Here is a 20,791-nt window from a genome sequence, read left to right as displayed (position 1 = left end):
GCAGTTCGCACGGTGCGGCCATGAGCTTTCGCAACATCTCGGCCTGGTCGATCCGCAATCCGATCCCGTCGCTCGTGCTGTTCGCAATGCTCACCGTGGCGGGCCTGGTCAGCTTCGCGCGGATGCAAGTGAACGACAATCCCGACATCGATTTCCCGATCGTGATCGTCTCGGTCAGCCAACCGGGCGCCGCGCCAAGCGAGCTCGAGAATCAGGTCACGCTCAAGATCGAAGCGGCGGTGCGGAGTCTCGCTGGCATCGACGAAATCAATTCGACCGTGTCCGAAGGCCAATCGACCACCGTCATTCAGCTGGCGATCGGCACGCCGATCGATCGCGCGGTTGAGGATGTGCGCGGTGCCGTGCAGCAAGTCCGCAGCGACTTGCCCGACGGCATCCTTGAGCCGCAGATCGAGCGCGCCAATACCACCGGCAACGATCTGGCGAGCTACGCCGCGATCGGCACCGATATGACGATCGAGGAACTCAGCTGGTACATCGACAACACCGTGACCAAGGAATTGCTGTCGGTGCCCGGCATGGCGCATGTCGACCGCAATGGCGGGGTCAATCGCGAGATCCGGGTGATTCTCGATCCGGTCAAGTTGCAGGCGCAGGGCATCACCGCGGGCGCGGTTAACCAGCAACTTCGCCTCGTCAATCTCAATGCGGCGGGCGGGCGGGCGCAGATCGGCGGCTCCGAACAGGCGGTGCGCGTGCTCGGCAATGCGAACACCGCCTACACGCTCGGGCAAACGCAGATTTCGCTCGGGGCGAACCGCACGGTCAAGCTCGCCGACATCGCGCAGATCCGCGATCTCTATGCCGAGCAGCGTTCCGCCTCGGCGCTCAATGGCCGGTCGGTGCTGAGCTTCGATTTTCAGCGCGCCAAGGGCGGCTCCGACGTCAGCGTGTTCCACGGCGCCGAGGCGAAGCTCGCCGCGCTGGAGCAGCGCTACCCCAAGGTTCATTTCGAGCTGATCTTCAACCAGGTCAAATATACCGAGCTGCAATATCATTCGGCGATCGACACGATGATCGAGGGCGCGGTGCTCGCGGTGATCGTGGTGTTCGTGTTCCTGCGCGACTGGCGCTCGACCGTCATCTCGGCGCTCGCCATCCCGCTCTCGGCGATCCCGACCTTCTGGTTCATGGATCTGATGGGCTTCACGCTCAATGGGATCAGTCTGCTCGCGCTCAGCCTTGTGGCCGGCGTGCTGGTCGATGATGCGATCGTCGAGATCGAGAATATCGTGCGGCACATGCGGATGGGCAAATCGGCGTATCAGGCCGCGATCGACGCCGCCGACGAGATCGGCCTCGCGGTGCTTGCCACCACGATGGCGATCGTCGCGGTGTTCTTACCCGTAGGCCTGATGCCCGGCATTTCGGGGCAATTCTTCAAGAATTTCGGGCTGACCGTCGTCGTTGCAGTGCTGATGAGCCTCGCCGTCGCGCGCCTGATCACGCCGATGATCGCGGCGTATTTCCTCAAGGCGGAAGGGCATCGCGCGCATGGCGAGGGGCCGGTCATGAACGTCTATATGGCGGTGCTGCGCTGGACCTTGCTGCACCGCTGGTCGGCGGTGGTCGGCGGGATGGGCGCACTGGCGCTGACCGTCGTGTGCGCGGGCGCGCTGCCGATGACCTTCCAGCCCGATCAGGACAGTGATGCCTCGACCGCGACGATCGAAATGGTGCCGGGCACCACGCTCGCGCAGACGCAAGCGGTGGTCAATCAAGTCGCGACCTTGTTGCAGCGGCAGCCTGACGTCGAATCGACCTATCAACGCGCGAGCGTCGGCAACGGCCGGGTGACCGCGATCTTCAAGCCCAAGAAAGCGCAGACCAGCAAGGCGTTCGAAAGCGCGCTGGCACCACAACTCGCGCAGATCGCCGATGCGCGCGTCTCGTTCCGCTCGAACAATGGCGGGAGTAGTGGACGCGATCTGTCGATCACGCTTGCCGGCTCCGACCCAGAATTGCTCCGTCGGACCGCGATTACGCTCGCCGAACAAATGTCGCATCTGTCGAGCATCACCGCGCCGCGCATCGCCGGCGATTTGCAGCGACCCGAGATCGTCATCAAGCCGCATCTGGATCTTGCCGCCAGCATGGGCGTGACGACCGCTGCGCTGTCGAGCGCGATCCGCGTCGCGACGCTGGGCGACATCGACCAGAACAGCGCAAAATTTTCGCTGAGCGACCGCCAGATCCCGATCCGCGTCGCGCTCGACGAAAGCGCGCGTGCGCGCCTTGCGACGATCCGCAACCTGCCAATCCAGACCGCGAGTGGCGGATCGGTGCCGCTCAGCCTCGTCGCCGATATCAGCTTTGGTGCGGGCGCCACCAAGATCGAGCGCGTCGCGCAGCAGCGCAAGGTCACGGTCGGCGCCGACCGCGCGCCCGGTATCGTCAGCAGTACCGCGATGGACCAGATCAACGCGCTGCCGATCATGCAGGCGCTGCCGATCGGCGTCTCCAAACTGACGCTGGGCCAGCAGAAGTTCGAGACCGAGATGATCAACAATTTCTTCGTCGCGGTCGTGTCGGGCATCTTGCTCGTGTTCGCGGTCCTGGTGCTGCTCTACCGCCGTTTCCTGGCGCCGTTCGTCAATCTCGGCTCGCTGCTGCTCGCGCCGCTCGGCGGGTTGCTGGCCTTGCTGATCGCCGGCGATCCGATCTCGATGCCGGTGTTGATCGGAATGCTGATGCTGCTCGGCATCGTCGCCAAGAACTCGATCCTGCTGATCGACTTCGCGCTCGAGGAGATGTCCCAGGGGGTCGAGCCGACCACCGCAATTCTTGATGCGGGGCATAAGCGCGCGCAACCGATCGTCATGACGACGGTGGCGATGGTCGCGGGCATGATCCCGACTGCGCTGTCGCTCAGCGGCGACGGATCGTGGCGTGCGCCGATGGGTGTGACCGTGATCGGCGGGCTGCTGCTCTCGACCGTGCTGACGCTGGTGATCGTGCCGGCAAGCTTCAGCCTGGCGATGGGGATCGAGCGCTGGATTGGCCCACGCATCGGTCGGCGTCTGCTGACCTATCGCCCGGGCGACGACGGGCTTCCGGCACCGGTGAGCGGCCATGCCGCCTTGGGCGCTCCGGGCTGAGGGGGCGGTGGTCTGGGGCTGTTCCGTTGCGAACGATTGCCGCCAGCGCGCCCAACGGTTACGCAGGATCTCCGATACCGAATGGAGAGTGCGATGCGAGCCCTTGTAAGCGTTATGATGATGGGCTGCGGGCTTGCGGTACCGGCGTTGGCCCAGGCCGTCGCTGCACCGACCATCGCCGCGGACCAGGCGCTCGATCTCGCCAAGAAGGCAATCGCGCTGCGTTCGGTCCGCGGGCCGGGCAATCAGACGCCGCAAGTCGCCGCGCTCTATAAATCCGCTTTGGTCGCAGGCGGGTTTGCCGATGCCGATGTCGAAATTGTGCCCGTCGACGATACCGCCTATCTGATCGGCACGTGGCGCGGCAGCGATCCCAAGCTGAAGCCGCTCGTCATTTCCGGGCATATGGACGTGGTCGAGGCAAAGCCGTCCGATTGGCAGCGCGACCCGTTCACTGCGATCGTCGAAAACGGCTATCTGTTCGGACGCGGCGCGAGCGACATGAAGCTCGACGGCACGACCGCGATCGCCGCGCTGGTCGATCTGCGCCGCTCCGGCTATAAGCCGAAGCGCACGATCATCATCGAATTCTCGGGCGACGAAGAAACAGTGATGAAGACCTCGGGCCTGATCGCCGAGCGGCTGAAAGATGCCGATATCGTGCTCAACATCGATGGCGGCGGCGGCGTGCTCGACGAGGAAACGGGCAAGCCGAAGTACTGGACATGGCAGGGTGCGGAGAAGACCTATGCCGATTTCCGGCTGACCGTCACCAACCCCGGCGGCCATTCCTCGGCGCCGCGCCCGGTCAACGCGATCGTCGAGCTGTCGCGCGCGCTCGACAAGATCGGCCGCTATCGCTTCAAGCCCGAGCTCAGCCCGCTGACGCGCGAGGCGCTCGCCAAGGCGGCACCCTATGAGGAACCCGCGATCGGCGCGGCGATGAAGGCGTTCGTCGCCAACCCGTCGGATGAAGCCGCGATCGCCACGCTCGTCGCCAATCCCGGGACGGTCGGGCGGATCGGCACGACCTGCGTGCCGACGCTGGTCAGCGGCGGCCATGCCGAAAACGCGCTGCCGCAGCGCGCCACCGCCAACATCAATTGCCGCATCTTCCCCGGCCACAAGCCCGCCGAGATCATGGCCGAGCTGGCGCAAGCAGTGGGCGATTCCGGTGTGACGTTTAGCGACGTTACCGAAGGGTCGGTCGCCAATGACGCATCGCCGCTGCGCCCCGATTTCCTGGCAGCGGTGAACCGCGCAATGGGCAAGGTCTATCCGGGCGTGCCGGTGTTCCCGGCGCAATCCTCGGGCGCGAGCGACAGCATGTGGTTCCGCTATCACCATGTCGCGAGCTATGGCGCGAGCCCGACCTTCAGCAAGGAATCGCAGGATTTCAGCCATGGGCTGAATGAACGCACCCCGATCAGCAACATCGCGCCCGGGATCCAATATTATCGGTCGCTGTTCACCGATCTGTCGAAATAAGCGCAGCGTGGCGGACGATCCCGACGCCGATTGGAGCTTGCCCGGCTGGCTCTATACCGACCCCGAATATTTCGCGGTCGAGACCGAGCGCGTGATCCGTCCGTCATGGCAGATCGTCTGCCACCAGAATGATGTCGCCGATCCCGGCGATTTTCACACGCTCGATTATATCGGCGAGAGCGTCGTGGTCGTGCGCGGCGATGATGGCGTGTTGCGCGCGTTTGCCAATGTCTGCCGCCACCGCGCGATGCGGCTGGTCGACGGGCCGAGCGGCTGCGCCAGGAAGCTGGTTTGCCCGTATCACGCCTGGACCTATGAGACCGACGGGCGGTTGTCGGGCGTGCCGATGCGCCGCGATTATCCGGCACTCGAGCTTGAGCAGAACGGGCTGGCACCGGTCGAACTTGAGCTATGGCGCGGGTTCGTGTTCGTCCGGCTCGAAGGCGACGGGCCGTCGGTCGCCGCGATGATGGCACCGTATGACGCGGAGATCGCGCCGTATCGCTTTGCGGAGATGCGCACGATCAGCCCGTTGCGGCGGCGCGAGCGGGCGGTGAACTGGAAGAATGTCGGCGATAACTATTCGGACAACCTCCATATCCCGGTCGCGCATGACGGGCTGACGCGGCTGTTCGGCAAAAGCTATGCGATTGAAGCCGAACCGTGGGTCGACAAGATGTCGGGGCGGATCGTCGATCGTCCGTCGGACAATCTCTGGGAGCGCTTCTACCAGACGCATTTGCCGCTTGCGCCGCATTTGCCCAAGGACAATCAGCGGCTGTGGCTCTATTTCAAGCTGTGGCCCAACATGGCGTTCGACCTCTACGCCGATCAGATCGATTTCATGCAGTGGCTGCCGCTGACACCAACGACGTGCGTGTTGCGCGAAAGGGCGTTCGCGCTGCCGGATGACCGGCGTGAGATGAAGCTCGTGCGCTACGCCAATGGCCGCATCAACCGCGTCGTCAATGCCGAGGATACGTGGCTGATCGAACGCGTCCAGCAGGGGATGGCGTCGAAGAGCTACACCGCCGGACCGATCGGTACGAGCGAAGTGTGCTTGCGCAGTTTCGCGCGCAAAATCCGCGAGCGCATCCCCGAAGCGCGGCTCCACCGCGCGCCGGCGGCTGGGTGGAGCAGGCGGTAACCCTCTCCCGCTTTCGCGGGAGAGGCAATGGAGACTTGGGTCGCCTTCTTCAGGCGGCCCTAGTCGTAGTCGGTGAGGGTCTTCTTCTTTCGCGCGTCGAGGAAGAAGAAGACCCTCCCAACCCCTCCCGCGAAGGCGGGAGGGGGCAAGAGATCAGAAGGCGGGAGCAAGCATGACCAAACGCTACGACGCGCTCATCATCGGTGGCGGCCATAACGGGCTGGTCTGCGCCTTCTATCTCGCGCGCGCGGGGTTGAAGGTGCGCGTGCTCGAACGCCGCCATGTCGTCGGCGGCGCGGCGGTGACCGAGGAATTCCACCCCGGCTTCCGCAATTCGACCGCGAGCTACACCGTCAGTCTGCTGCGGCCTCAGGTCATCGCCGACATGAAGCTGCACGATCGCGGCTTTCGCATCATCGAGCGCACGATCAGCAATTTCTTCCCCTTTCCCGATACCTATCTGACGCTCGGCGGCGGCACCGCGCGCACGCAAGCGCAATTTGCGCGCTTCAGCCAGAAGGACGCCGACGCCTATCCCGCTTATGACGCGGCGCTGGAAAAGGTTGCGCAAGTGCTGCGCGATCTCGCGCTGAAAACCCCGCCCAATGTCGGCGGCGGCTTGCGCGCGCTGGTGGCTGGGGCGGCGCAAGGCTGGCCGATCGGCAAGATGGGGATCGAGGCGCAGCGCGATTTGCTCGACGTCTTCACCAAATCGGCGCGCGATTTTCTCGATGGCTGGTTCGAGGACGATCATGTCAAGTCCGCCTTCGCCTTCGATGCGGTGGTCGGCAATTATGCGGGGGTTTCGACGCCGGGCAGCGCCTATGTCCTGCTCCATCACGTCTTTGGCGAAGTGAATGGCAAATTCGGTGCGTGGGGTCATTCGGTCGGCGGGATGGGGGCGATTACCCAGGCCATGGCGCAGGCGTGCGAAGAGGTGGGGGTCGAGATCAGTCTTGAGGCACCCGTCGCTAAGCTGCTGACCGAAGGCGGCAAGGTCGCCGGCGTGCGGCTAGACTCGGGCGAGGAGATCGCCGCGAAGATCGTTGCGGCCAATGTCGGCCCCGCCTTGCTGTATCGCCAGATGGTCGATCCCGCCGACATGCCCGCCGATTTCAAGCGCCGGATCGACACCTTCAAGACTGGCAGCGGCACCTTCCGCATGAACGTCGCTTTGTCCGAACTCCCCGATTTCACGGTGTTCCCGGGGAAGGACAAGGCCGAGCATCACACCGCGGGCATCATCATTGCGCCGGGCATGGACTATATGGACCAGGCGTTCATTGATGCGCAGCAGCATGGCTGGTCGAAAAAACCGATCGTCGAAATGAAACTTCCGACCACGGTCGATGACAGTCTCGCCCCGCCGGGGATGCACATCGCCAGCCTGTTCTGCCAGCAATTTGCACCCACTTTACCCGATGGCCGCTCCTGGGACGATTGCCGCGAGCAAGTCGCCGATCTGATTATCGACACCGTCACCGACCATGCCCCCAATTTCAAAGCCTCGGTGATCGCGCGGCAAATCCATTCCCCGCTCGATCTTGAACGCAAGTTCGGGTTGATCGGTGGGGACATTTTCCACGGGACGATGGGGCTCGACCAGCTCTGGGCGGCGCGGCCGATGCTCGGGCATGGTGATTATCGCGGGCCGATCGCGGGGCTGTATATGTGTGGATCGGGCACGCATCCCGGCGGCGGCGTCACCGGTGCGCCCGGACACAATGCCGCGCACGAAATTCTGCGCGATCGTAGCGTTTTAGGCCGGTTGTTCGGCTAAGGCGGTCCGGGGGCGGAGCCAGTAGAGCGGAAGCGCGGCGAGCATCAGCACCAGACTGAGCCCGCTTGCGGCACTTCCCGCGCCCCAAAAGGCGAAGAGCGCAAAGGCGATGCCAAGCGTCGCCGTGACCGGTGCGATCCGCCGGACCAAAGCCGCGACGCACGCGGCAAGATAGAACCACAGGCTCGAACAGGTCGTCAGCAGTGCGACGAAGGCGAAGGCACCGGCCAGCGACGCGCTCGCATTCGACAGCACCAACAGGCTGGCGCAGGTCGAGGACAGGATCAGCACGCGCACCGGGACATCGCGCGCCGACACCTGCGCGAACCAGCGCGGCAGCAACCCCGCGCGCGCCATGCCGAGCGGCACCTCGCCCTGGATCAGCACCCAGCCGTTGAGCGCGCCGAGCGCCGCGATGGCGGCAAAGGCGGCAACCAGCAATCCCCCGCCAACGCCCGCGAACCGCTCGACAAACAGCTGGAACGGCGCGGTCGATGCCGCGACATCGGCGGCGGGCAACAGCAACACGATGCTCGAGCAGACGAGAATGTAGAACAGCCCGACCGCGATTGTGCCGGTCATCGTCGCGCGCGGCACGTTGCGTGCCGGATCGCGGATGCGCTCGGCAGTGACGCTCGCCGCCTCGAACCCGAGCAGCGGAAACAAGGTCAGCGCAACCGCGCCGCCAAGCCCTGCGAGCATCGTTCCCGGCGCGGGCAGTGACGGGAGTGCGACCATCCCGCTCCCTCCGACCGCAGCGGCAATCGCCACCACCGCGATCAGCGGTGCGATCTTCAGGATTGTGGTGACGACTTGCACGCGCCCCGCCAGCGTCGCCCCGGCAAGATTGAGCAGCGTGAACAGCCAGATCAGCGCGACCGAGACCAGCGCGCCGATCAGGGGTGTCGCATCAAGCGCCGGCACGAACGCCGCAAGATAGCTCGTCGCCGCCATCGCAATTGCGGCATTGGTCGCCCACACCGACACCCAATAGGCCACGCCGACCATCACGCCCGGCAACGGCCCCAATACCGCGCCGGTAATTGCAATCGCGCCGGTCGCCTCGGGCATCGCCTGCGCGAGCCGCGCCAGCGTCCACCCGATCGCGATCGCGCCGGCGATACTGACAATCCACCCCGCGACCCCGGTCCAACCATAAGGCGCGAGCGCGATCGGCATCAGGAAAATGCCCGAACCGATCATCCCGCCCATCACCAATGCGGTCGCGGTCCAATATCCGAACGGGCGCGGCGCGGCTGTCGTCATCTGCGTAATCCCCTTGTTTGGCAGTTCAGCACGCCGCGGGATGCGACGCCATAGTTCCTTTTCGTGTCGGCTGCGCTACGACCCCGGCATGGCGCAGGTGATCACGGGGACCGAAACGGGCTGGATGGCGGCGAGCGGCCGCTATCCGCCGCGGCTAATCGACGCAGCGCTCGCGCTCAATGACAATCGTCTTGGTGAGGCTGAGCCGTTGCTGAAGGCGCAGTTGCGCGATGATCCGTTCGATGTTGCGGCGATCCGCATGTTGGCGGAGCTGGCGGGACGGATCGGGCGCTACAAGGATGCCGAGACACTGCTGCGGCGCGCGATCGAGCTGTCGCCCGGCTTCACCGCCGCGCGCGCCAATCTCGCGCTGGTGCTGTACCGGCTCAACCGCCCGACCGAGGCGATTGCCGAACTCGCCACCGTCGTCGCCGAGGATCCCGACAATCCCGGCCACGCCAATTTGCAGGCTGCCGCCTTCGGTCGGCTCGGCCAGTTCGACGACGCGATCGCCTTGTACCAGCGCGTCCTCGCCGACGTGCCCGAGCAGCCGCGCGTGTGGATGAGCTATGGCCATATGCTCAAGACGGTCGGGCGGCAGGCCGACGGCGTGGCCGCCTATCGCCGGGCGATCGACCTGTTGCCGAGTTTGGGGGAGGCGTGGTGGAGTCTCGCCAATTTGAAGACCGTGCGCTTCGACGATACGGACATCGCCGCGATGGAAGCGGCGCTCGCAGATGTGGACATCACCGACGAAGATCGCTTCCATCTCGATTTCGCGCTCGGCAAGGCGTTCGAGGATCGCCGCGACGCCGCGCGCGCCTTTGCGCATTATGCCGACGGCAACGCGCGCCGCCGCACCGCGCTGAACTATGATGCCGACGAAACCGCAGCCTTTGTCGATCGCAGCATCGCGGTGTTCGACGCGGACTTCTTCGCGGCACGGACGGGGCAGGGGCATCCGGCATCCGACCCGATCTTCATCCTCGGCATGCCGCGCGCGGGCTCGACGTTGATCGAGCAGATCCTGTCGAGCCATTCGCAGGTCGAGGGGACGACCGAATTGCCCGACATCCCGCTGCTGGCGCGGCAAGAGGCGGCGTATCCGACCGGGTTGGCCGACTGGTCCGCCGATCGACTGCACGCGGCGGGCGCGGACTATCTCAAGCGCACGCGGATCCAGCGCCGCAGCGATCGGCCGCTGTTCATCGACAAGCTCCCCAACAATTGGGCGCATGTGCCGTTCATCCATTCGATCCTGCCCAATGCCCGGATCATCGACGCACGGCGGCATCCGCTCGGCTGTTGTTTCTCCAATTTCAAACAGCATTTCGCGCGCGGGCAGGGGTTCAGCTACGCGCTCGACGATATGGGGCGTTACTATCGCGATTATGTGCGGCTGATCGCGCATGTCGATGCGGTGCTGCCGGGGCGCGTCCACCGCGTCCTGTATGAGGATATGGTCGACGACACCGAACGCACCGTCCGCGCATTGCTTGAGGCGTGCGGACTCGCGTTCGAACCCGCTTGCCTCGCCTTTCATGAGACCGAGCGCGCGGTCCGCACCGCAAGTTCCGAGCAGGTCCGCCGCCCGATCTTCCGCGAGGGGACCGAGGCGTGGAAGCCGTTCGAACCGTGGCTCGATCCCCTAAAAGCCGCGCTCGGCGACGTGCTCGAACGCTATCCGGCAGTGCCTGCATCGTTGTAATTGCGCAACGCTGCGGCACGATTGTTACACTTTGGTATCGACCCGCTTGACGGATGCTGCGCTCGCGAACAGTCTGTTGCAACATCGAAAAAGGGGCTGTCTGATGTCTTCGTTCGCGCACCGTGCTGTCGTCGCCGCGCTCTTGTCTTCGGCCGTGTTCGCGATGCCGGCCTTTGCGCAGACCGCGCCTGCCCCCGCTCCGGCGCCGGTCGACGATAATGCCGATATCGTCGTCACCGCAACCAAGCGTTCGGAAAGCCTGCAGAACGTGCCGATCAGCGTCCAGGCGCTGACCACCAAGAAGCTCGATGAGCTCAATATCACCAGCTTCAAACAATATGCCCAGCAACTGACATCGGTCTCGTTCCAGGCGCTGGGCGGCACGCCGGGCACCAACGTGATCTACATGCGCGGCATCGCATCGGGCGGTGACGGCAACCATTCGGGCACGCTGCCTTCGGTCGGCGTCTATCTCGATGAGCAGCCGGTGACGACGATCGGCGGCAATCTCGACGTCCATATCTACGACGTCGCGCGGATCGAGAGCCTGTCGGGGCCGCAGGGGACGCTCTATGGCGCGTCGTCCGAAGCGGGTACGATCCGCATCATCAGCAACAAGCCCGACACTTCGCATTTCTATGGCCGCGCCGATGTCGAGGGCAATCACGTCAGCAAGGGCGGCTTCGGCGGCAAGGCCGAGGGGATGATCAATTTGCCCCTCTCCGCATCCGCGGCGCTGCGCGTGATCGGTTATTATCAGCGCGATGCCGGTTACATCGACAACGTTCCCGGCACGCGGCAGTTTTGCGGAGGCGTGAATTTCGACGCCGCTGGCAATTGCGTGAAAGATGGAATCGCCGTCAACAACGCCGCTTTCGTCAAGAAAGACTATAACGACACCGAAATCGCCGGTGGACGCGCCGCGCTGAAGGTCGATCTCGACAGCAATTGGACCGTCACGCCGAGCGTGATGTATCAGGATACGCGGAGCCACGGCTCTTACGGCTATGATCCCAAAGTCGGCGACCTCAAGGTCCAGCATTTTTTCCCGGAATTCCGCCGCGACCGCTTCATCCAGGCGGGGCTGACGATCGAAGGCAAGGTCGGCAATTGGGATCTGACCTATGCCGGGGCCTATCTCGATCGCAAGACGTACCAGTCGAGCGATTACACTGATTATTCCGAGGCCTATGACAGCCTCTATTCCTCGGCTGGCGGTCTCGCCGGGTATTTCTATTATCGCGACAATGCCGGCCGCACGATTGATCCGCGCCAGCAAGTGATCGGCAGCGACCATTTCAAGAAGCTCAGCCAGGAGCTGCGCGTCGCCAGCCCGTCGACCGACCGGTTCCGCATCGTCGCGGGTGCCTTTTATCAGCGGCAAAGCAACGACATCTATCAGGATTACAAGATCGCCAATCTGGCGACCACGCTGTCGGTCAACGGATCGCCGGGCACGTTGTGGCTGACCAAGCAGTATCGCGTCGACAAGGATTATGCGCTGTTCGGCGAGGCGAGCTTCGACATCACGCCAACGCTGACCGCCTCCGCCGGGGGCCGCGCCTATATTTACGACAATTCGCTGATCGGCTTTTTCGGCTTCGGACGCGATCCGGCGGGCGGCTTCAACACCACACCGTATAATGCCGCGGGCAGCTCACGCACCGGCGTCGCCGGTTGTTTCACCACCAACGGCACGCGCTTGCGCGATGCGGTGGCGGCGGGGGGATCGACCACTTTGCTGCCGCCTGCGGTAGCGGGCGGGCCGTGCACCAACCTCGGCACCTTTGCCGCTGGCGCGGGCGTGCAGCCGGTTACGGCATCGGGCCAGGGCGTGACGTACCGCTTCAACCTGAGCTGGAAACCGGTCACCGGCGTCCTCTTGTACGGCACCGCCTCGCGCGGGTTCCGCCCCGGCGGCATCAACCGCCGCGCCGACGTGCCGCCTTATGGCGCGGATTTCCTGACCAATTACGAACTCGGCGCCAAGACCACGCTGCTCGGCGGCAAGCTGCGGCTGAACGGTGCGATCTATCAGCAGAATTGGGACAAGTTCCAATTTGCTTTTCTTGGATTGAACAGCTTCACGCAAATCCAAAATGGCCCCAACGCGCGCATTCGCGGTGCGGAAATCCAGGGTAGCCTCAACCTGCGCGCGCTGTCGCTGAGTGGCTCGGCCTCCTACACCGATGCCAAGACGACGCAGAACCTCTGCTTCGCCGCGGACCCTACCTTCACGTGCGGCGGAGCGACCCCGTCGGCTCCGGCGGGCACGCGCCTGCCGATCACGCCGCAATTCAAGGCGAGCGGGACGGCACGCTACAGCGTGCCGATCGGCACGGCCAAGGCGTATGGCCAGGGCGTGGTGTCGTATCAAAGCTCGGCATCGAGCGACGTGCGGACGCTCGCCTTCACCCCGACCGGAGTCCCCTACAACCCCGCCGCGACGCTCGGGCGGCTCGCGGCCTTCACCACGGCGGATTTCGCGATCGGGGCGGACTTCAGTCGCTTCAGCCTTGAGCTGTTCCTGCAGAACGCGTTCGATGCGCGCGGTCAGCTCTCGCGCTTTCAGCAGTGCGGGTCGTGCGGGCAACGCCCGTATATCGTGCCGGTGACGCCGCAGACGATCGGCGTGCGGCTCCATACCGACTTTTAGCGGGTCATAGCCCGACCTTGTCGAGCGCGGAGGCGAGTTCGGACGTCATCGTGCTGTCGGCCTTGGGCGTCAGCCGGTTGAGCGCGGTTTGCACGCGCGCCTGCGCCACTTGCAGCGTCTTGTGGCGCACCGCGCGGATCGCATTGGTCCGCCCGGCGCGGCTCTCGCCGAGCAGCGCCGCCCATTTGGCCTCCTCGGCCGCCAGGATCGCCAGCGCGAGCCGCAGCCCGTCGCGCTGGCCGTGCGCATAGTCTTCGGACATCCTCAAGCCTTTCCTTTCGTGCAGCCCGATACACGCTGCGGCGGAGCTTGGCTTTGGATGTTTCACAAAGCGCTGTCTCGGCGTAATCTTGGCGCATGATCTCCGCGCTGCTCCTCCTGGCCGCGAGCATGACGCAGCCGATCGCCACAGCGCGCGTCACCTTCGATCGCAGCGGGGAGCGGTCGGTGCGCGTCTCGGGCTTGGCCGATGTCGCCGCCGCGCGCGCGCTGACCGCCGATGATCCGGCGCGGATCGCCTCGATTTCGAAGCTTGTCGTCGCGATCGCAGTGCTGCGGCTGGTCGAGCAGCGCCAGCTCGACCTCGACGCCGATGTGTCGGCTCTGCTCGGCTACCGCTTGCGCAATCCGGCCTTTCCCGATCGGGAGATCAGCTTGCGGATGTTGCTGTCGCACCAGTCGAGCCTGACCGACACGATCGATTATGTCCTTCCGCTCGATGCCGACATGCGCACCATCCTTTCCGACCCCAAGGCATGGGATGCGGGCCATGCGCCCGGCAGCTATTTCCAATACACCAATTTCAATTTCCCGGTGATCGCGGCGGTCATGGAACGCGCGACCGGCGAGCGTTTCGACTGGTTGATGCAGCGGCTCGTGCTTGCGCCGCTCAAGCTCGATGCGTGCTATACGCTCGCCTCCTGCTCCGACCGGGCGGTGGCGCGCGCGGTGGTGCAGTATCGCAGCGGGGTGGTGACGCGCGATGACAATCACGGGACCAGACCGGCTTGTCCGGTGACGCGCGCCAGCGACGGGACGTGCGATCTCTCGAAATGGCGCGCGGGTGCCAATGGCGCGACCTATTCGCCGCAGGGCGGGCTGTATATCTCGGTGCGCGATTTGGCGCGGGTCGGGCGGTTGCTGCTCGGCAAGGGCAAGCTCGACGGCGTGCGGATCCTGCGTCCACACTCGGTCGCGTTGCTCGAAACGCCCGTCTGGACGTGGAACGGCGCTACCGGTGCCGCCAGCAATGGCGATACGTGGGCCGGGCAAATGTGCCGCTACGGCCTCGCGCTCGGCTTTGTCGCGACCGGCATCGCCGGCTGCCGTGACGATCCGTTCGGCGACGGGCATCCGCGCCTCGGGCATCTCGGCGAAGCGTATGGCTTGCGCTCGGGGCTGTGGATTGATGCGACGCGTGGCACGGGAGCCGCCTATTTCGCGACCGATGTTGCGGATCTGCCGGGCGCGCGCTCGGCCTATACCGCGACAGAAGAGGCGCTCGCGCGCGGCACGGTACCGTAGCGCGCGCGGCCCCTCCCTGCGACGTCCCGCCGCCATCGATGGTCCTCACGACGACGCGGTCGGGAAGGCGAGTTTCCAAGTAGCGCTCGGCAATTCGCCGATGGCGGTTTGACCATCGTCAAGGCGCACCCGCGCCGCGCCGCTATTCCGCCAGTTTGTATAGCGTGAGGATGCCGTCCGTCATGAGCCGCGTTTCGCCGGTCGCCCCATATCCGATCCAGTCGTCGATCGAGACGCTGCACGAGGATCATGTCATCCAGCGCTTGTTGTGCGACGATCTCGAACGCGTCGCGGACTGTCTGCCGGCGCTGCCGGCCTTGCCCGAACTGCGCCGGATCAGCGATCGCATCCTCCGCATCACCAGTTCGCACTTCGCGCGCGCCGAACAGATTCTCCGCACGATGCCGCCCGAGCAGCGCCCGACCCCTGTCATGCTCGATGCGTTGCATCAGATGCATGTGCTCGATGAACTGCACGGGCAGGATCTGATTGTCACGCTGTGGCAGCATGTCGGAACGGCGGCCGGCGCCAATATCGGCCAGCTTTCGTACATGCTGCGCTGCTTCTTCGACGGCTGCCGCCGCGCGATCCGGCTGAAGGAAAGCTATATCGCAAATGCCGGTGCGGGAGTGGTCAGGCCGGATTAGCGACCAGATCGAGCCCGCGTGGATCGAGCACGAGGCAATCGCGTTCGCCCTTGGCGAAGGTGATGAGTCCCGCCGCCTTCAGTCGCGTCAGCTGACGGCTGACGGTTTCGATCGTGAGGCCGAGAAGATCGGCCATTTCGCCACGGCTCATCGGGATCGAGACATGGATTCCGCCGTCATCGCGCGGCAGTCCCGCCCGCTCCGCCAGCTGCCCGATGAACCCGGCGACGCGCTCCTGCGCATTGCGCCGCCCGAGCGACAGCATGCGTTCGCGCGCTTCATCGAGCGATGCCATCGTTCGTTCGAGCAACATCCGTTCCATCCGCGGTTGCGCGCCCAGCTCGCGCTCAAACGCTGCGCGCGGGAAGCTGCACATCTTGGTCTCGGTCAGCGCGGTCACCGTCAGCGATGCCTCGTCGGTGAACATCTGCCCGACGAAATCACCGGGGAATAACAGCCCGACGATCTGTTCACGCCCGTCGGGGGTCGAGGCCGTCACTTTCAGCGCACCGCTCACGACATTGGCAAAGGTGGTCACGATATCCCCGGCCCAGGTGATGACGTGTCCCGGCGGCACCGTCCGGCGGCGGCCGATTGCGCTCAGCGCGACCAGCTCGTGATCGTGGAGGCTCGAACAGAGCGACGTATCGCGCACCAGGCATTCGTGACAAACCGCACTGGCCTGCGCCGCGTTTGCCTTGTCGGCGAGCGTTTGCGTGGTCATGGTCGCGCTCCTTTCGTCACGAATCGATTGTAGCGCATGTGTCGCGGCGGCGCAGCATCGGAAATTACGCACTCGCCGCTTCTGACTGCGCGCAGACAGAAGCGGCGGTTGCGTGCCGGTATAAAGGCAGGCGCCGTTTTGCTGCGCGTCCGCGCACTATCATTTCAACCCGTGTGGCGCAGTGCGCCCGCGGGCCGACGCGGGTGAAGATGTCAGGCAGTTTCGGCTGGGCGGCGCAAGCCGGGATCGCCGTCGATATCTCGAAGCGTCGCTTCGTCAACATCGACGCCGCATCTATCAGAATCCGCACGACCGCGCGGCTCGATACGACGGCGGTCGGCACGCTGGACGTGCGGATCCGGCTCTGCGCTGACAATATCGCCAATCGCGATCTGCTGATCCGCCAAGGTCAGCGGCATCGCGCGGTGCGACACCAGGATCAGCCCGGTCCCGGTCGCATCGAGCCATGCGCGCAGCCGTGCGATCACCACGGCTTCGGTCGCCGCGTCGAGGCCCTCGGTCGGCTCGTCGAGCAACAGCCACGGCCGCCCGGCCAGCAGCGCGCGCGCCAGCGCCAGCCGCTTGCGCTCCCCCCCGACAAGATACCGCCCGCCTCGCCGAGGATCGTGTCCAATCCAGCTGGTGCCGAGGCGATCCGCGTATCGAGGCAAGCGATATAAAGCGCCTGCCACATATCGGCCTTGGTCACGCCAGCGCGCGCGAGACGGAGGTTGTCGGCGATCGTTCCCGCCAGCATTAGCGCGTCCTGTGCGGCGAGCGCGAAGTGCGCGCGTAACTGGGTGGCGGGGTGGCGCGCCGGCGACAGATGGTCCACCGTAATATCGAGCGCTGCATTGCGCAGTCCGGCAAGAGTCTCAAGCAGGATCGTTTTGCCCGAGCCCGATTCGCCGATCACGGCGATCCGCGCGCCGGGGCGCAGCCGCGTTTTCCCGAGCCGCACCCGCGCAGGGGTAATCGTTTCTGCCGGGGCCTCCGGCCATGGCAGTGGCGGCGCAGCTTTGGCGATCACGTCGAGCCGATGCAGCGCGGTCTCGACGCTCGCTCGCTTCAGCGCGGTGCGCGACAGCCCCGCCATCGCCTCGACCGCCGCCGCTGCCGCGAGCAGCGCGAGCGCGACATAGTGCGCAGGGCCGGTCGCCAGCGCCAGCACCAGCGCGACGGTCGCCACGCCATAAGCGAGCATGATCGCAGCAAGCACACCTTCCCCGACGAACAGGTGTTTGCGGGCGGTGTCGAGCGCCGCGCCTGGTCCTTCAAGGCGGGCGGAGACGCGCTCGGCCAGCCCGTAGGCAGCGATCTCGGGCCGGGCAGCGGCATATTCGACAAATTGCGTGCGCAGCTCGCTCAGCGCATCCGCTGCCGCCTGGGCGGGCTCGCGAGTCAATCGACCGGCGAGCATGCGCAACAGCAGCGGCAGCATCGCCAGTATCACCGTTAGCGCCAGCGCCGCCTGCCACCCCGCGAGCGCGACCAATGCGATACTCGTCGCCGCCGCGATCAACGCGGCGACGCGGGCCGGCTGGCGGATCACGAGGTCCTCGAGCGCGTCGATATCCCCCAACAGTCGCGCGCTGGCATCGCCGCCCGACAGCGCGGGCGCGGCGCGGCCATCCTGCGCCGCGAGCTTGCGGAACAGGGTGCCGCGCAGATCGGCCATCGCCCGCAAGGCGGCACGGTGCGACAGGAGCCGCTCGCCATAGCGCGACCCGGTCCGCAGCAGCGCGAACAGCCGGATCGCGGCGCTGGGGATCAGATAGTTGAACGCGAGCGCGGCGGTCACGCCCGAGGCTCCGGCGAGGGCGGCGGCGGTCAGGAACCAGCCCGATAGGCCAAGCAACAGGATCGCCGAAATCGCCGCGACCGAGGCGGCCAGCGTCGCCCAGCGCATTTCCGTGCGGCGCATGTTCATAGCTGCACCGCGAGCCGGGCAGCGGCGACGAGCGCGGGGTCATGCGTCGCCACCAGCAGACACCGCTCCCGCGACAGTTCCAGCAGCAGCGCGCGGATCTCGGTCGCGCTGTCCGCATCGAGATCGGCGGTCGGTTCATCGCACAGCAGCAACGGTCGCCCCGACAGGATAGCGCGCGCCAGACCGATTCTGCGCCGCTCGCCGCCGGACAGGCCCGATCCGCGATGGTCGATCTGGAGGTTCAGCCCCTCACGCCGGTCGCGAAGCAAGGCGCCAAGGCCAACCCGGTCCGCGACCGCGCGGATCATCTCCGGCGTGGCGTGCGGTGCCGCGAGCGCGATATTGTCGGCCAGCGTGCCGGGCAGCAAAAGTGGACGTTGCGCCGCCCAGGCAATGTCCGCCGGATCGAGCGCGCAGCCATATGCGGTGGTCACACTGCCGCCCGAAGGCGCGCATTGCGCGGCGATCGCCGCGAGCACGCTGGTCTTGCCGCTGCCGGTGGGACCAGTGAGCACGACTAAATCGCGCGAGCCGAGCGTCAGAGCGATCGGGCCAATCGTCACGCCGGGCCAGTCGAGGCGCAGGCCGGCGACGTGCAAGCCGGTGAACATGCCGGTCGCCCGAGTCGCCGCTGGCTGTTCGGGCGCGATCGTCGCAAGCGCCGCGGTCGCCGCCTCGCCGAGCTGCTTTTCGTGATACGCCGCCGCCAGCCGTCGCATCGGCAGGTAGAATTCCGGCGCCATTGCGAGGACGAAGAAGGCGCTGGTGAGCGTCAGGGTCTCGGGCGCGGGGAAGGGCAACAGGCCGAGCAGACCGAACCCGCAATAGACCGCGATCAAGGCGACCGCGAGCGCCGCGAAGAACTCCAGCACCGCGCCCGAAAGGAAGGCCGCGCGCAGCACGAGCACGGTGCGGTCCGCCACCGCGCGCGTCGCCGCGCCGACTTGCGTTGCGATGCGATCCTCCGCGCCGAAATGGCGGATCAGCGGCACGTTGCGCAACCGATCGACAAACAGCCCGGACAGGGCGGCGAGCGCGGCCAGCTGCCGCTCCGACGCCTGACGCGCGGCGGACCCGGCGAGGATCATCCCCAGCACGAACGGCAGCAGGGTGAGCAGCATGATGAGCGCGGCGACCCAACTGACCGCGGCGACGATCGCCATCACCAGCAGCGGGCCGAGCGCCGCATGCAGCCGAACCGGCGCGAAGCGGGCGTTCGATGCTTCGATCGCGGCGACATGGTCGATCGCGAAGGTCGCGCTTTCACCGGCGAGGATCGGGCGGGGGAGGACGCCGCCGAGCAAATGCGGGATCAGCCGCCCCCGGAGCGCCGCGCTGCTGGCGTGCGCTGCGTCGATCGCGACGCGGTGGACGGCAATGATCGTCGCTGCGCGCATGAGCGTGCCGAGCAGGATCGCGAGATAGGCGGTGATCCCCGGCGCTGCCCCCGCCGCCAGATGGCCGACCGCGCCGGCGATCCCGAAGGCGAACAGGGCCGCCCCCAGCACATCGAACACCCAGAGAAATCCCGCCAACGATGTTCTGTTCATACGCTTGGAATGGCCGGTTATTCCTGGTCCGCTTTGATTCCGGTCAAACCGGACGGCGCACCAACCACCTAAAGCCCGGCAATCCGGTCCCCGCTCCCTGTGTGGCGGAACAATGAGGGTCCCGCATGACGAGCATGGCTGTCGTGGAGCTATCACGGCTCCAATTCGCGCTGACTGCGCTCTATCACTTCCTGTTCGTGCCGCTCACGCTTGGCCTGTCGTTCATGCTGGTCATCATGGAGAGCGTCTATGTGATCACCGATCGCCCGATCTGGCGCGATATCGCGCGCTTCTGGGCGAAGGTGTTCGGGATCAATTTCGTGCTCGGCGTCGCGACCGGCCTAACGATGGAATTCGAATTCGGGATGAACTGGTCCTATTATTCGCATTATGTCGGCGACGTGTTCGGCGCACCACTCGCGATCGAGGGGCTGATGGCCTTCTTCCTCGAGGCGACCTTTGTCGGCGTGATGTTCTTCGGGTGGGATCGCCTGTCGAAACGCGGCCATTTGCTGACGACGATTATGGTCGCACTCGGATCGAACCTGTCGGCGGTGTGGATCCTGATCGCCAATGGCTGGATGCAGCATCCGGTCGGGTCGGTGTTCAACCCCGCGACGATGCGGATGGAAGTGACCGATTTCATCGCGGTGATCTTCAATCCCGTCGCACAAGCGAAATTCGTCCACACGGTGAGCGCGGGCTATGTCTGCGCCAGCGTGTTCGTGCTCGGCATTTCGGCTTTCTATCTGCTCAAAGGGCGGCACGTCGACTTCGCGCGGCGCAGCTTCACCGTGGCGGCGGCGTTCGGTCTCGCCTCCTCGCTCAGTGTCGTCGTGCTCGGCGACGAAAGCGGCTATACGCTGACTGAAAACCAGCAGATGAAACTCGCCGCGATCGAGGGGATGTGGCACACCGAGCCGAGTCCCGCCGGGCTCGCCATTTTCGGCTTCCCGTCCAATTCGGGCCGCTCGACCGATTATGAGATCAAGATTCCCTATGTCATGGGGCTGATCGCAACGCGCGGCATCAGCGGCGAGGTGGCGGGCATCTTCCCGCTCGTCGCGCGCGCCCGGATGCGCATCGTCAACGGCGTGACGGCGTATGATGCGGTCGAGAAACTGAAGGTCGATCCGAAAAACCTGGCGGCGCGCGAAGCGTTCGAGCGCACCAAGGGCGACCTCGGCTATGCGCTGCTGCTGAAGCGCTTCGTCGCCGATCCGCGCACCGCCGACGCCGCGACGATCGACAA

At 65.5% G+C, this 20,791-nt stretch carries 15 protein-coding genes; 9 read left to right on the top strand and 6 right to left on the bottom strand.

The features are described from left to right. The first annotated feature begins 20 nt into the window (after nucleotides 1-20). The 4 genes from ABWP09_RS00875 (at nucleotide 21) to ABWP09_RS00860 (ending at nucleotide 7,534) form a co-directional block, all read left to right on the top strand. Complete coding sequence (locus ABWP09_RS00875; protein WP_353203281.1) at nucleotides 21-3,119, top strand: efflux RND transporter permease subunit; 3,099 nt, start codon at nucleotides 21-23, stop codon at nucleotides 3,117-3,119. A 93-nt stretch (nucleotides 3,120-3,212) separates the two neighbouring features. Further along, nucleotides 3,213-4,607: a M20/M25/M40 family metallo-hydrolase gene (locus ABWP09_RS00870; RefSeq protein WP_353203280.1), complete on the top strand. Its 1,395-nt coding sequence runs from the start codon at nucleotides 3,213-3,215 to the stop codon at nucleotides 4,605-4,607. A gap of 7 nt (nucleotides 4,608-4,614) precedes the next feature. Next, nucleotides 4,615-5,754 carry an aromatic ring-hydroxylating oxygenase subunit alpha gene (locus tag ABWP09_RS00865; protein WP_353203279.1) on the top strand — a complete coding sequence of 380 codons (1,140 nt, stop codon included), beginning with the start codon at nucleotides 4,615-4,617 and terminating at the stop codon, nucleotides 5,752-5,754. Between the two features lie 172 nt (nucleotides 5,755-5,926). Further along, entirely contained in the window at nucleotides 5,927-7,534 is a 1,608-nt protein-coding gene (locus tag ABWP09_RS00860; protein WP_353203278.1) for a phytoene desaturase family protein, read from the top strand. Here ABWP09_RS00860 and ABWP09_RS00855 read toward each other — a convergent pair. Beyond that, the gene (locus tag ABWP09_RS00855) at nucleotides 7,514-8,800 is read right to left on the bottom strand and encodes an amino acid permease (RefSeq protein ID WP_353203277.1); all 1,287 of its coding nucleotides are present in this window, start codon (nucleotides 8,798-8,800) and stop codon (nucleotides 7,514-7,516) included. The genes ABWP09_RS00860 and ABWP09_RS00855 overlap by 21 nt on opposite strands. 88 nt (nucleotides 8,801-8,888) lie before the next feature. Here ABWP09_RS00855 and ABWP09_RS00850 point away from each other — a divergent pair, with 88 nt between their 5' ends. After that, on the top strand, nucleotides 8,889-10,508 hold the full coding sequence (locus ABWP09_RS00850) for a tetratricopeptide repeat-containing sulfotransferase family protein (protein ID WP_502959737.1): 1,620 nt from the start codon (nucleotides 8,889-8,891) through the stop codon (nucleotides 10,506-10,508). Between the two features lie 103 nt (nucleotides 10,509-10,611). Further along, nucleotides 10,612-13,164, top strand: coding sequence for a TonB-dependent receptor (locus ABWP09_RS00845; protein WP_353203276.1), 2,553 nt, complete (start codon nucleotides 10,612-10,614; stop codon nucleotides 13,162-13,164). 4 nt (nucleotides 13,165-13,168) lie between these two features. Here the strand turns inward: ABWP09_RS00845 and ABWP09_RS00840 are convergent, their stop codons facing one another. Next, nucleotides 13,169-13,426 carry a hypothetical protein gene (locus ABWP09_RS00840; RefSeq protein ID WP_353203275.1) on the bottom strand — a complete coding sequence of 86 codons (258 nt, stop codon included), beginning with the start codon at nucleotides 13,424-13,426 and terminating at the stop codon, nucleotides 13,169-13,171. Between the two features lie 95 nt (nucleotides 13,427-13,521). On the opposite strand from ABWP09_RS00840, the gene ABWP09_RS00835 reads away from it, so the two are divergent. Both ABWP09_RS00835 and ABWP09_RS00830 read left to right on the top strand, forming a co-directional pair. Then, nucleotides 13,522-14,688 carry a serine hydrolase domain-containing protein gene (locus tag ABWP09_RS00835; RefSeq protein ID WP_353203274.1) on the top strand — a complete coding sequence of 389 codons (1,167 nt, stop codon included), beginning with the start codon at nucleotides 13,522-13,524 and terminating at the stop codon, nucleotides 14,686-14,688. A gap of 182 nt (nucleotides 14,689-14,870) precedes the next feature. Continuing rightward, entirely contained in the window at nucleotides 14,871-15,335 is a 465-nt protein-coding gene (locus ABWP09_RS00830) for a hypothetical protein (RefSeq protein ID WP_353203273.1), read from the top strand. On the opposite strand, the gene ABWP09_RS00825 is transcribed toward ABWP09_RS00830, so the two are convergent. The 4 genes from ABWP09_RS00825 to ABWP09_RS00810 all read right to left on the bottom strand — a co-directional run bounded on the left by ABWP09_RS00825 (nucleotide 15,322) and on the right by ABWP09_RS00810 (nucleotide 19,539). Then, complete coding sequence (locus ABWP09_RS00825) at nucleotides 15,322-16,059, bottom strand: Crp/Fnr family transcriptional regulator (RefSeq protein ID WP_353203272.1); 738 nt, start codon at nucleotides 16,057-16,059, stop codon at nucleotides 15,322-15,324. The two genes, ABWP09_RS00830 and ABWP09_RS00825, sit on opposite strands and share 14 nt — an antisense overlap. A 212-nt stretch (nucleotides 16,060-16,271) precedes the next feature. Next, complete coding sequence (locus ABWP09_RS00820) at nucleotides 16,272-16,637, bottom strand: hypothetical protein (RefSeq protein WP_353203308.1); 366 nt, start codon at nucleotides 16,635-16,637, stop codon at nucleotides 16,272-16,274. Then, nucleotides 16,544-17,983 carry an ATP-binding cassette domain-containing protein gene (locus tag ABWP09_RS00815; protein WP_353203271.1) on the bottom strand — a complete coding sequence of 480 codons (1,440 nt, stop codon included), beginning with the start codon at nucleotides 17,981-17,983 and terminating at the stop codon, nucleotides 16,544-16,546. The genes ABWP09_RS00820 and ABWP09_RS00815 overlap by 94 nt, the downstream gene beginning before the upstream one ends. Before the next feature lie 2 nt (nucleotides 17,984-17,985). Then, on the bottom strand, nucleotides 17,986-19,539 hold the full coding sequence (locus tag ABWP09_RS00810) for an ATP-binding cassette domain-containing protein (protein WP_353203270.1): 1,554 nt from the start codon (nucleotides 19,537-19,539) through the stop codon (nucleotides 17,986-17,988). Nucleotides 19,540-19,664: 125 nt separating this feature from the next. On the opposite strand from ABWP09_RS00810, the gene ABWP09_RS00805 reads away from it, so the two are divergent. Next, nucleotides 19,665-20,791, top strand: a 1,127-nt coding sequence (locus ABWP09_RS00805; protein WP_353203269.1) for a cytochrome ubiquinol oxidase subunit I, incomplete at its 3' end; no start/stop codon positions are given.

This window comes from Sphingomonas sp., assembly GCF_040398505.1.
Classification (GTDB): Bacteria; Pseudomonadota; Alphaproteobacteria; order Sphingomonadales; family Sphingomonadaceae; genus Sphingomonas.
The sequence above is the reverse complement of the archived record's forward strand: the minus strand, read 5'-3'. Positions and strand labels throughout refer to the sequence as shown.